Source organism: Corynebacterium humireducens NBRC 106098 = DSM 45392 (genome assembly GCF_000819445.1).
Taxonomy (GTDB): Bacteria; Actinomycetota; Actinomycetes; order Mycobacteriales; family Mycobacteriaceae; genus Corynebacterium; species Corynebacterium humireducens.
Genome location: NZ_CP005286.1, coordinates 2517701 through 2529527 on the forward strand (window position 1 = coordinate 2517701; position 11827 = coordinate 2529527).

General features: G+C 68.8%; 10 protein-coding genes. 1 reads left to right on the forward strand and 9 read right to left on the reverse strand.

The genetic code is table 11. The features are described 5' to 3' along the window. Positions 1-165 precede the first annotated feature (165 nt). The 5 genes from B842_RS12250 to B842_RS12270 form a co-directional block, all read right to left on the reverse strand. A complete protein-coding gene (locus B842_RS12250; RefSeq protein ID WP_040086945.1) occupies positions 166-1194 on the reverse strand; it encodes an alpha/beta hydrolase in 1029 nt (342 codons plus the stop codon). A 163-nt stretch (positions 1195-1357) separates the two neighbouring features. Then, a complete protein-coding gene (locus B842_RS12255) occupies positions 1358-3328 on the reverse strand; it encodes an arabinofuranosyltransferase AftB family protein (protein WP_156119521.1) in 1971 nt (656 codons plus the stop codon). A 119-nt stretch (positions 3329-3447) separates the two neighbouring features. Continuing rightward, entirely contained in the window at positions 3448-4443 is a 996-nt protein-coding gene (locus B842_RS12260) for a decaprenyl-phosphate phosphoribosyltransferase (RefSeq protein ID WP_040086947.1), read from the reverse strand. Further along, entirely contained in the window at positions 4440-4943 is a 504-nt protein-coding gene (locus B842_RS12265; protein WP_040086949.1) for a phosphatase PAP2 family protein, read from the reverse strand. The genes B842_RS12260 and B842_RS12265 overlap by 4 nt, the downstream gene beginning before the upstream one ends. Continuing rightward, a complete protein-coding gene (locus B842_RS12270; protein WP_245631382.1) occupies positions 4940-6871 on the reverse strand; it encodes a glycosyltransferase in 1932 nt (643 codons plus the stop codon). Before B842_RS12270 ends, B842_RS12265 begins: the two co-directional genes overlap by 4 nt. 144 nt (positions 6872-7015) lie before the next feature. On the opposite strand from B842_RS12270, the gene B842_RS12275 reads away from it, so the two are divergent. Next, a complete protein-coding gene (locus tag B842_RS12275; RefSeq protein ID WP_040086951.1) occupies positions 7016-8407 on the forward strand; it encodes a DUF5129 domain-containing protein in 1392 nt (463 codons plus the stop codon). Between the two features lie 73 nt (positions 8408-8480). On the opposite strand, the gene B842_RS12280 is transcribed toward B842_RS12275, so the two are convergent. From B842_RS12280 to glf, 4 genes are all read right to left on the reverse strand, one after another. Next, positions 8481-9131, reverse strand: coding sequence for a three-helix bundle dimerization domain-containing protein (locus tag B842_RS12280; protein ID WP_052437942.1), 651 nt, complete (start codon positions 9129-9131; stop codon positions 8481-8483). A gap of 120 nt (positions 9132-9251) precedes the next feature. Beyond that, positions 9252-9788, reverse strand: coding sequence for a phosphatase PAP2 family protein (locus B842_RS12285; protein ID WP_061241451.1), 537 nt, complete (start codon positions 9786-9788; stop codon positions 9252-9254). Then, positions 9785-10411: an arsenate-mycothiol transferase ArsC gene (locus B842_RS12290; protein WP_040086953.1), complete on the reverse strand. Its 627-nt coding sequence runs from the start codon at positions 10409-10411 to the stop codon at positions 9785-9787. The genes B842_RS12285 and B842_RS12290 overlap by 4 nt, the downstream gene beginning before the upstream one ends. A gap of 113 nt (positions 10412-10524) precedes the next feature. Then, a complete protein-coding gene (glf, locus tag B842_RS12295) occupies positions 10525-11718 on the reverse strand; it encodes a UDP-galactopyranose mutase (protein WP_040086955.1) in 1194 nt (397 codons plus the stop codon). Positions 11719-11827: the final 109 nt, after the last annotated feature.

Here is an 11827-nt window from a genome sequence, read left to right on the forward strand (position 1 = left end):
CTGTTCAGTTGTTCTCACCGTGGGCTCGTGAGGTTGTGGGACCTCGCCCGGGTCGCGTTCAAGTTTAAGTTGAACTTGAGACTTTAGGTAAGGGCACGCCGACAACGGGGGAGAAAAAGTGCACCCCGGGAGGTCGGGGACCTGCCGGGGTGTGGTGCACGCTGGTTACCAGGCGTTCATCACGTCGAGGACGCGCGGCTTGGTCTTGTGCAGCTGGTAGCCGAACTGGTTCCAGTTGTGGATGCCGGTCAGCGGGTAGTCGGCGGTCACGTTGAGGCCGGTGGCACGGGCCTTGACCTCCCACAGGCGGGTGGAGACACCGGCCAGCATCTCCAGCGGGGTGGCGGAGAGCTTGAGGTTCATCGGGTAGTTGGCGTCCTCCGGACCCCAGAAACCGGTGGCGGCGGAGATGTAGACGTCCTTGCCGCGCAGGCCCTCCATGTTGAGGAACGGGTCGTTCTCGAAACGGCGCGGGTTGATCACGGTGCCGTACATGGCGTTGACGTTGAAGCCGCCGGCGTCGAGAAGCGCGACACGCATGAGGGTCTGCATGCCCGGCATGGTCTGGGTCAGGTAGCCGGACCAGGACAGGGCCTGACGGAACTGTCCCGGGTGCTTCGCGGCGATGTTCAGGGCCGCGGTGCCGCCCATGGACAGGCCGGCGATGGAGTTGTTGTCCGGTGCGACGCCGAAGTGCTGCGCCAGGTAGCCCGGCAGCTCAGAGGTGAGGAAGGTCTCCCACTGGTAGGTGACCGGGTTGTTCAGGTCGTAGGTCGCCGGGTGCTCCCAGTCCGCGTAGAAGGAACCTGCACCACCGACCGGCATGACCAGGGTGATGTTGGAGTCGACGTAGAGCGCCGGGGCGTTGACGTCGACGGTCCAGGCGTTCGCGTGGTTGGTGGCACGCAGGCCGTCGAGCAGGTAGAAACCTGCGTTGCCGCCGCGGGCGGCGGGCTGGACCTGGACGGTGATGTTCGCGCCGGTCGACGGGGACCAGACGTCGCAGCGCTGGACCCAGTACTGGACGGGGTCCCACTCGCAGTGGCCGGTGGCGTCGGGGCGCAGCCACCCGCGGTTGTCTGCATGGGCGGTACCCACGCCACCTGCGACCATGACGGTCAGGGCGGTGGCGAAGGCGACCAGGGCCGCAATGATTCTCCTGCTCACGCTGCGGGCTCCGGTGATGACGGACATGGTTCTCCTCGGCTTGGCGTTTCTTCTACGGGACTATCGGCCCTGCCTGCCGGCTCGTTACCTGACCGCGCAGCCCTGACAGCATCCCTGCTGCGAGACACTCTAGAACAAAAGATAAAGAAAAGCTCACCCCTTCGTTATCTTTCTGTGACTATTTCGCGTCTCACCTGGGACGTTCGGGGGAAATATTCATTTCCCACGCAACACGGATTCCGGGGTCCGCGGGCCCGAACTCCTCGATGACCTCCTCCGGGGCGAGGCTGATCTCCAGCGAGCGGCCGTCGGTGAGCGCGAAGCGGATGTTCGCCAGGAAACGGCTCACACTCATCGGCTCCCGGTAGGAGGCCAGCAGCTCCGCCACCGCCGGGGTCTGCAGCGCCTCCCGGGCGCGGGCGGTCTCCTCCCGGTCGTACCACTCGGGCACGAACTCCGGGACGATCGACGTGTCCGCGGCCTGCCAGGACCACGGCAGCCACTTGTCGTGGCCCACGCGGGCGTCGGGGTCACGCGGCTGGCGGGCGGCCAGCGGCGTCGTCAGTCCGACGGTGTCGAGCACGCGCATCTCCAGCGGCGCATTCATGCTGGTCATGCCCAGGTTGATGTGGTACACCGTCGGCGGCTGGCCCGCCAGGCCGGAGGGGTCCCCGGCGGCGAGCTCCCGCGGGATGCGCGGGGAGGTGATCCACGAGAACTCCTCCTCGTTGAGCAGGATCATCGACATCATGGCGGTGTCCTCCGCCATCGCCCGCTCCATGACCTCCGGGTAGTGGTTCATGGCCTTCGCGGTGAGGAAGTCACTCGCGTACCTCGGCGGATCGTGCTGCTCGCGGAAGGTGGCGTACGTCCAGAAGTCACGCTCGTCGACGATGCCGAGCTCCTCGTAGTCGGTCTCCCAGTCGACGGGGTGACCGGTGATGGTCGTGCTGGCGGCCCACCAGCCCACGCCGATGAGGCCGACGGCGGCGAGCAGGTCGATGCGCGGACGGGTCACCCGCAGGTCCGACAGCGGCACCACGGCGACCGGCAGCAGCAGGGCGAACAGCGGCAGCAGGAGCATGCGCCCGTGCATGAAGTCGCCGCCGACCCGCAGCACGTAGAGCACGTGGATGAACCCGGCCAGCAGCACCAGAGCGATGGCCGCCTCCGGGGAACGTAGGCGGGCCAGCCCCCGCGGGGCGGTGTCCGGGTCGGCCGGGGTGGAGGGGCACGTCGACAGGCGCCACAGGGTGACGGCGCCCAGGGTCACGGCCAGCGCCAGCGCCACCCACAGCCAGTACGGGTCGGTGAGGTCCCGGACGTAGTTCCAGCCGTCGGCCCACTCGGAGTCACCCGCGGACTTCGCGACGGCCGTGTGCGGCGTGAGCAGCCCGTAGTAGCCCATGCGGAAGATCTGGTAGCCCGTCGGCACCGGCAGGGCCACCGCCAGGATGAGCGCCCGCTCCCGCCACGTCGCCGCGGCGAGCAGCAGGAGCAGCCCGGCCAGGCCGCCGTACAGCGCCAGCTCGGGGCGGACCAGCCAGGACAGGCCCGTCCAGAAGGCCAGCGCCCAGGTGGCCCAGCCCGTTCCGGTGCGCTGCGCCCAGCCCACGAGCAGCGCCCACAGCCCGGCGATCCACAGCAGGCTGAGACCCCACTCGAGGCCGGAGGTGGCGAAGTCCCGCGCCGGCGGCAGGGCCAGGTAGATCAGTCCGCCGACGGGCAGCAGCAGGAGGGCGGGGCGACGCCGGTACAGGAGCGTCGTGCCCCACGCGGCGATGCCCAGGGCCGCGGTGGTGAACAGCAGCGCCAGCCACATGGCGATGTCCTCGAGGCGGGCGTCGGTGACCCGCGCCCCGAGGTAGATGAGGTACTGCCAGAGGGTGGAGGTGTTGGCCTCGACGCGCTCCCCCGCGTTGAACACCGGGCCGTTGCCGGCGAGGAGGTTGCGCACGGTGCGCAGGACGATGAGGCCGTCGTCGCTCATCCAGCGACGGCGCCAACCGCCGGTGAACGCCAGGACGGCGACGAGCACGGCGGCGCCCGCCCCGGTCCACACCGTGAGCGAACGCGTCGTGGACGGTGATGTGCTGGCCCTCCGGTGGCGGCTACTCCCCGTTCGTGCAGGTTGACCGGACACCCCGGCAGCTGTGGTCATGCGGCAGATGTTAGCAGGGGGACGGGTGGGCCCCGGGGACCGGCGGCAGCGGGCGGCTCCCCCGGAATCAGAGGACCCCCGGGACCTGTTCCGGTCCCGGGGGTCGCGTCACGTGGCAGCTAGATCGCCGGCACGAGATACACCGCGAAGACGATGCACAGGATCCACAGCACGGCCAGCAGCTGCAGGACACGGTCCGACAGAGCCATCTCGTCCGGGGCACCACCGGCGCCGCGGTCGACGTCGGCGGCGTAGCGCAGGATCGCGATGGTGAACGGCACCATGGAGATCTGGTACCAGACGCCGGCCATGCCCTCGACGGCGTTGGAGAGCTGGAAACCCCACAGGGCGTAGCTCATGACGACGGCGGTGGCGGCCAGCGTCCACACGAAACGCAGGTACGTGGCGGTGTAACCCTGCAGGGAGCGGCGGATCTTCTTGCCGGTGCGCTCGGCGAGCTGCAGCTCGGCGTAGCGCTTGCCGGAGGCCATGAACAGCGAACCGAAGGCGGCGACCAGCAGGAACCACTGGGACAGCTCGATGCCGGCGGCGACGCCACCGGCCATGGCGCGGAGCATGAAACCGGAGGAGACCAGCGCGATGTCGATCACCGGCAGGTGCTTCCAGCCGAAGCAGTAGCCCAGCTGGAGGGCGATGTACACGGACACGACGGCGGCCAGGCCCCAGCCGGAGGAGGCCAGGAAGGACAGGCCGACGGCGGCCACGATGAGGATGACCGCCATGGCGTACGCCAGGTTGACCGGCAGCATGCCGGAGGCGATCGGGCGGAAGCGCTTGGTGGGGTGCTCGCGGTCGGCCTCGACGTCGCGGGCGTCGTTGACCAGGTAGATCGAGGACGCCGCGAGGCAGAAGACGACGAAGGCGAGGAGGACGTCGAGAAGCGTGCGTCCGTCGGTAAGCGCCTCGGCGCCGGCGGCCGCGGGGGCGGCGACGACGAGGACGTTCTTCACCCACTGCTTCGGGCGCAGCGCCTTGATCATGGCGTCCGGCAGGCTCTTCGGCGGGCGGCGCTTACGGGTGTTGTCGAGTCCCTCGGTGTGCGGCTCGGGGTAGAAGATGCCGGTCCGCTCCTCGACCTGGTGTTCCTCGGTCACGCGCTCTTCCTCTCGATTGCGGTGATCACCTTCGCGGTGGTGGCCCCGAGCACGGCACCCGCGAGGGTGTCGGTCGGGTAGTGGACTCCCAGAACCATACGCGACAACATCATCACCGGAACCCCGACGAGCGGCAGCTTCGAGCCGCTGAGGTCCGCCAGGCTGACGAGCGCCGCGGTGGTGGAGGTCGCGTGCGAGGACGGGAAGGACAGCCGCGAGGGCGTGCCGACGCCCACCCGGATCCGCTCGTCATGCGGTCGGGTGCGACGCACGATGCGTTTGATCACCACTGATGCGGCGTGCGACGTGAAGGCGGAGGCCCCCAACGCCAGCCACTGGCGACGCCGCCCACTGTCGACGGCCGCGCCCGCCCCCGCCAGGGCGAACCAGCCGAGGGCGTGCTCGCCGAAATGGGACAGCACGGTTGCGGCAGGAATCACACCCGGTCGGTCGACGAGTGCGTCCTGCACCCGGACCAGAAGGTCCACCTCGCGGCTCATTCGAAGATCCTCCTCCAGGACTCGCGGCTGACCAGCCCGGGCTGGGCGGTGCGGTAGGTGGTGCGCAGCTCGTCGAAACGCTCCCCGATCTCCTTCTGCAGGGCCCACGTCTCCTTGAGCAGACGCTCGGCGAGGGCGCGGTCGCGCTTGCGGTAGGCCACGCCGTTGTTGCCGGCGGTGGTGACGGTCGCGCCGTCGAGACGCGAGAGCGAGAACCAGCGGGCCTCGGCCGGGGACAGGTTGGCCTGCGGCGTGGTGTGGTGCTGCGGGTCCTCCTTGCCCAGGGAGTGCTTCAGGCCCTTGAGCAGCCAGCCGACCTTCTTGATCTTGGCCAGGCGGCCGCCGATGTCCTTGGTGGGCACACCCGGCGCGCCGGAGGCCGGCGGCAGGTCGGCGGCCGAGGGGATGACCACGGCGTCGGGGTAGCCGGCGCGGATCTTCGCGATGCGCGGCAGGGAGGTCTCGAGGATGTCGAAGAGCTGGTCGGGGCCGGCGAGGAAGTCCTTCATCGACTCGATCTGGATCGCCAGGGTCGAGTACTCCATGCACATGAGGTGCTTGAAGGTGGACTTGCGCAACGAGGTGATGATGCCGTCGACGGGCCCGTCGTGATTCAGGGCCGCGACGATGAGGCGGTTGCGCAGGTGGAAGTAGGCCTGCCAGTCGATGGCGTCGTCCTTGTCGGCCCACGCCATGTGCCAGATGGCGACGCCGGGCCAGGTGACCGTCGGGAAGCCCGCCTTTCCGGCACGCAGGGAGTACTCGGTGTCGTCCCACTTGATGAACAGCGGCAGGGGCTGCCCGATCTGTCGGCTGACGACGCGCGGGAACATGCACATCCACCAGCCGTTGTAGTCGACGTCGATGCGGCGGTGCAGGTCCTTCGAGTTCTTCGCGTCGGGGTCCTTCTCGTCCCCGTCGTGGCCGGTGAAGCCGAGGGGATACTTGGCGAAGTCATGGTCGTACGTGGAGTGCGGCGCCTCGCCCCACATGAAGTCGTGGCGCTGGACGATCTCGCCCATGGTGCGCAGCTGGGAGCGTTCCTGCAGGTTGAGCATCTGCCCGCCGACGATGATCGGCGACTTCGCGTAGCGGCCGACCTGCACGGCGCGGAGGATGGACTCCGGCTCGATGGCGATGTCGTCGTCCATGTAGAGGATGAACGGGGACTCCGCGGCACCGGCCGCGCCGTCGCCGAGGGCCTCGTACATGATGCGGGAGTAGCCGCCGGAGCCGCCGAGGTTGCCCTGACGGAACTCGTGGAAGCGGTCGCCGAAGTGGGCGACGGCCTCGTCGTAGCCGGGCTCGTCGGCCGGGTGCCGGTCGCCCTGGTCGGGCATGATGACGGCGTCGATGGCGGCGTCGACGAGCGGGTCCTCGCCGAGGGCCTGCAGCGCGGCGACCGCGTCGTGGGGGCGGTTGAACGTCGGGATGCCGACGGTCACGCGCTTGTCGAAGGGCCCCACCTCCGTGCCGTCCGGCATGATCTGCGGGCCGGGCTCACGGTCGGCGTACCAGCCGGCGTCGGTGAGCGTGGTGGCGGTCTCGGCGGTGACGTCGAACCACAGCCAGCCGCCGTCCTCGAAGTGCGAGAGGGGGATGGTGAATTCCGCCACATCGTCGGTGACGAACTGTCCGGCGACGGCCACGCGCGTGCCGTCGATCTTGGAGCGGTACACCTCGATGCTCGCCTGGCCGGCGACGTTCATGCGCAGCAGCACGTGGTCCAGCTGGGACCAGCGTCGCCAGTAGCTGGCGGGGAAGGCGTTGAAGTAGGTCTGGAAGGAGGCCTCGGCACCTGCGGGGACCGTCACGGTGACGCGGTCCTCCCAGGTCAGGCGCTCCTTGTTCTGCTCCGCCTCGATCAGGTAGAGCATGCGCACGTCGTGCGGCTCTCCCTTCCGGGGCAGCAGGATGCGCTGCAGCATCTCACGCACGGGTGCGTTGGGGGTGTTCTTCACGTCGTTCACGTCCGGTGAATCCGCCTTTCGACTCATCTCCGGAACAAGGGTAGTGCCCGGACGCCGGATTCCGCGCCACACGCACCGACGGCGACCCCTATCCTGGGCGGCATGAGACCCTTCCTCACCGCCGTTCTCCTCGGTCTGGCCGTCCTCGGTCTGGCCGTCCTCGGACTCGCGCCCGGGGTGTCCGCCGCCGTCGCCGTGCGCGGGGTGGAGGTCCTCGACCTCGCCGACGAGCTCTCCCCCGCCGACGAGCAGCTCCTCCTGGACCGCACCCCGTCCATCGACCTCCCGGCGGAGGTCACCGACGTCACCTACATCCTCTTCCCCACCAACGACGACAACCTCAACGACACCGTCCTCCACTTCGGCCGGGACGAACGCCCGGACCTCATCTCGGAGGCCGGCGACAAGTGGGCGCCCGGCGCGCTCATCGTCGCGGTGGGCCGCGACCCGCAGCGCATGGGCGTGTACTGCGGTGACGACGTCTGCGACGCGGCCGACATCTACGCCCCGGGGCGTCTCGACGGCATCCTCGACCGCATGCGTCCGCCCCTGCGGGACGGCAACCTGGCGGCCGGCATACTGGAGGGCACGAAGGCCGTCGCCGACCCCACGGCGGTGCGCGAGTCCTCCGGTCTCCCGGCCTGGGTGGGCGCGCTCATCGGCGGAGTCTTCGCGGTGGGTGGTCTGGGTGCGGCGGTGTTCGCCTGGAGGTTCACCCGCCGCAAGGTCATCCGGACGGCGCGCGAGCAGTTCGACGGGGTGCAGCGCGACTACGGGCGGGTCGCCCAGCAGCTGCAGGCGATCGACGTCCGCGCGCACTCGCTGACCTCTCCCCTGGCCAACGACGCCCTCCGCCGCCAGTGGGAGGAGGTCAAGACCGGCTTCCTCGGTCTCAACACCACCTTCGACCAGCTGGAGGGCCTGTCGGCGGGGGCGGAGGACAAGGAGTTCTGGCGGCGTCGGAAAGCGATCGGCACGGCACACGAGCAGGTCACCCGCCTGCGCACCGCGGAGGAGAACATCGAGCAGCTCGCCCAGATGGAGCACGGCGACGCCGACGTCCGCCGCCGCGAGCTGACGGACCTGCACGAGGACATCCTGCGGGCCGTCGCCGACATCGAGGACATCGACCTGAAGAACCGCCTCTCGCTTCTCGACGACCGCGTGCTCGCCCTCCGCGACCGCCTCGACGCCCCCGGTTTCATGGACGAGTTCGCCGGGCTGGTCTCCGACCACCGCGTGCTGGTCGAGGCGGCGCAGAAGAAGCTGTACGAGGAGTCCGGCACCAAGGAGGGTCGGGACCGGGACCGCCGGGCCCCCGCCCTGTGGGACTCCGGCTGGCGGCCGGGGTACGGCTACGGCAACTACGTCCCCTACGCCACGGTGTACTCGTGGCACTCGGCGGACGTGCAGGCGGCGCAGTCCTCGGGCAGCGCGACCACCGGCTACTCCTCAGGCGGTTTCTCCGGCGGTGGTGGTTCCTCGAGCTACTAGCCCGGCCGGAACGCGGGAGGCCGCCCGGGAAAGTGTTCCCGGGCGGCCTCGTCGTGTCCTGAGGGCTGCCTTCTTAGGCGGCGATCTCCTCGGCCTGCACCTCGTCGAGGGGACGGATCGCGATGTCCAGCGTGGCGAGCAGGTGGGCGACGCGGGCCTCGATGTGGTCGGCGATGACGCGGACCTGCTCGACGTTCATGCCGTCGGTGGACGGCACCTCCCACTGGACGAAGGTACGGCCCGGCAGGTCGTGCGGCTCCTCGGAGTCCATGTACACGACGACGTCGGCGGCGGCCACGGTGCGGCGGCGCTCGGTCTTGTACTTCGCGCCGTCGGCGGCGAGGCCGCGCTCGTCCATGACCCACTCGATGAGGGCGTCGTCACGGTTCTCCGGGTGGGTGCTGGCGACGGTGGCCACGATGGAGTTGTCGCTCAGACGGCGGGCCATGGCGGCGGCGAGGACGGCACGCTGGGAGTTGGTGCGGCTGGCGAAGAGGATGCGTTTACGCGGGGTACCCACGATCCCGTGGGTCCACAGGTGGTCCTCGATCCGCGAGGCCGCCTCACGGTGGACGAGCACCGGGAGGAAGTTCGGGATGCGTGCGGTCTCCGCGTGCTCGGCGATGACCTCGTCGAGGATGGCGTCGATAACCGTGGCCTCCAGGCGGTGGCCGAAACGGGTGTAGAGCTCCTTGCGGACGGGGCGGAAGTTGATGTTGTTCATGCTTGTCTGACCTCTCTTGTCGTTCAACTAAAGTTAACCCTAGGTGAACACAAGGTAAACATGCAAGTAACTGTCCTGCGCCTTTGCAAGACTATATCAGATAACCGCAGCTCAGGGGAGTTAACGGAGAATTAACTTTAATCCGGCAAAGTACGTGATCAGGGCCACTGCGGCGCCCACCAGCCACCCCGCCAGGACGTCACTGGCCCAGTGCACGTGCAGCACCAGACGCGACAGGCCGACCACGAGCGACAGCCCCCAGGCGACGGCCACCGGCACCCGCCACCATCCGCCCCGCGGCCACAGCAGCAGCGTGAGCGCCGTCGCGAACGCCGCCGTGGCCGTCGCGTGCCCCGACGGCAGCGCGTGGTTGCCCACGTCGATGAGCCACTCCTCCACCGGCGGCCGTTCCCGCCCGATGAGCCGCTTGAGCAGGTGGCTGACCAGGCTCGCGGTCAGCACCGCCGCGGGCAGCAGCAGCGGCGCCGCCCGCCGGGTGCGCGCCGCCCACCCCACCCCGAGGAGCAGCGCGAGAAGCCCCGTGAAGGTCGGGCCGGTGACGGGGGCGAGGGCCACGGAGGCGTCGACAAGCAGGGGCGGAGGGGAAAGGAGAAGGCCCCGGACGTGATCGTCCGGGGCCCAGCCAGCACCTGTCATGCCTGGGCGGCGTAGTTGGCCTTGCCCAGCTCGACGAGCAGTTCCTTCACGTGCGCCTCGATGTCGTCGGCGATCTCACGGACCTTCTCCACCGGCTGACCGGCCGGATCCGCGATGTCCCAGCGCTCGACGCGGTCACCCGGGATGCCCGGGATCTCGTCGACGCCCATGAGCACCACGACGTTGGCGCGGTGGACCGTGCGGGGCACGATCTCCTTCTGGTAGAGGTGCGCGTAGGGGATGCCGCGCTCCTCGAGCACCTGGAGCACCTCGGGTTGGATGCCGCCGGTCGGGTTGAGGCCCACGGAGCGGACGAAGACGCGGTCGCCGACGGCCTGCGAGGTGATGGCGGAGGCCAGCTGGGAGCGGCCGGCGTTGCGCTCGCAGACGAAGAGCACCTCGGGGCGGGCGGTGCCGGACCGGCCCCGGGCCCCGGCACGCTCCTCGAGAATCTCGGAGACCTCGCGCTCGACGGTGACGGGGAGGAAGGTCTCGACCGTGGCGTGGGAACGGGCCTCGGCGATCTTCTCGTCGAGAAGGTCGTCGATGGTGCGGGCGTAGAAGTACTGCCCGTACCGGCGGTGGAGATCCTCGCGGACGATGGCGAAGCGGTCGGTGCTCATGATGGAGGTACCTTTCCCTCAGTGGCGGAAAACTCTTAGTTCTCTATTTGTTAACCTACTGTTAACCTTACTCCCGCGTATTCCACCGCACAACCGGAGGAACCCGGCGGACTCTAGTGGCCGCGCTCCTGCTCCAGGGCCACGCCGTCCTCGAAGAACGGCACGAGCTTGTTGTCCCACAGGGTCAGCGCCGACGCGATCGCCATGTGCATGTCCAGGTACTGGTAGGTGCCCAGACGACCACCGAAGAGCACCCGGTTGTCCCGCGCCTCGGCGGCGGCGAGACCGCGGTACTCCTTGAGCATCGCGCGGTCGTCCGGGGTGTTGATCGGGTAGTACGGCTCATCCCCCTCCCCGGCGAAGCGCGAGTACTCCTTCATGATCACCGTCTTGTCCTTCGGGTACACGTCCTCGCGCTCCGGATGGAAGTGACGGAACTCGTGGATGCGGGTGTAGGGGACGTCCGCGTCGTTGTAGTTCATCACCGGCGTCCCCTGGAAGTCACCGGTGCCGAGCACCTCGGTGTCGAAGTCGAGGGTGCGCCAGCCGAGCTGGCCGGCGGAGTAGTCGAAGTAGCGGTCGAGCGGGCCGGTGTAGACGACCGGCGCGTCCGGGGACTCCGCACGCAGCTGATCGCGGACGTCGAACCAGTCGGTGTTCAGGCGGACGTCGATGAGCTCGTGGTCGGCCATGCGCTCGAGCCACGCGGCGTAACCGTCGACCGGCAGCCCCTCGTAGGTGTCGCTGAAGTAGCGGTTGTTGAAGTTGTAGCGCACCGGCAGGCGGGTGATGTTGGAGGCCGGGAGGTTCTTCGGGTCGGTCTGCCACTGCTTGGCGGTGTAGTCGCGGATGAACGCCTCGTAGAGGGGGCGGCCGATGAGGGAGATCGCCTTCTCCTCGAGGTTGTTCGCGTCGGCCGGGTCGATCTCGCTGGCCTGCTCGCGAATCAGCTCACGCGCCTCGTCGGGCGAGTAGTAGCGGCCGAAGAACTGGTTGATCATGCCCAGGCCCATGGGGAACTGGTACGCGGAACCATTGTGCATGGCGAAGACGCGGTGCTGGTAGTCCGTGAACGAGGTGAACTGGTTGACGTACTCCCACACGCGCCTGTTGGAGGTGTGGAAGAGGTGGGCACCGTACTTGTGGATCTCAATGCCCGTCTCCGGCTCCGCCTCGGAGTAGGCGTTGCCGCCGAGGTGGTCGCGGCGCTCGACGATGAGCACCTTCTTTCCCAGCTGGCTGGCCGCGCGCTCCGCGACAGTGAGTCCGAAGAGGCCGGAGCCGACAACAAAGAGGTCGTAAGTCATGGCTGACAGGCTAATCGACGCCCGCCCCTCCCACCCGCTGCAACACCGCCGCAGATTTCCCCGCCGACACGCCCGCACGAATCCTGCAGATTATTGTCACCGCAGTATC

What these genes read in the sequence shown, in the direction of transcription:
- B842_RS12250 (WP_040086945.1), bottom strand. Translation starts at nt 1,194, where the DNA reads ATGTCCGTCATCACCGGAGCCCGCAGCGTGAGCAGGAGAATCATTGCG.
- B842_RS12255 (WP_156119521.1), bottom strand. Translation starts at nt 3,328, where the DNA reads ATGACCACAGCTGCCGGGGTGTCCGGTCAACCTGCACGAACGGGGAGT.
- B842_RS12265 (WP_040086949.1), bottom strand. Translation starts at nt 4,943, where the DNA reads ATGAGCCGCGAGGTGGACCTTCTGGTCCGGGTGCAGGACGCACTCGTC.
- B842_RS12270 (WP_245631382.1), bottom strand. Translation starts at nt 6,871, where the DNA reads ATGCTGCAGCGCATCCTGCTGCCCCGGAAGGGAGAGCCGCACGACGTG.
- B842_RS12275 (WP_040086951.1), top strand. Translation starts at nt 7,016, where the DNA reads ATGAGACCCTTCCTCACCGCCGTTCTCCTCGGTCTGGCCGTCCTCGGT.
- B842_RS12280 (WP_052437942.1), bottom strand. Translation starts at nt 9,131, where the DNA reads ATGAACAACATCAACTTCCGCCCCGTCCGCAAGGAGCTCTACACCCGT.
- B842_RS12285 (WP_061241451.1), bottom strand. Translation starts at nt 9,788, where the DNA reads ATGACAGGTGCTGGCTGGGCCCCGGACGATCACGTCCGGGGCCTTCTC.
- B842_RS12290 (WP_040086953.1), bottom strand. Translation starts at nt 10,411, where the DNA reads ATGAGCACCGACCGCTTCGCCATCGTCCGCGAGGATCTCCACCGCCGG.
- glf (WP_040086955.1), bottom strand. Translation starts at nt 11,718, where the DNA reads ATGACTTACGACCTCTTTGTTGTCGGCTCCGGCCTCTTCGGACTCACT.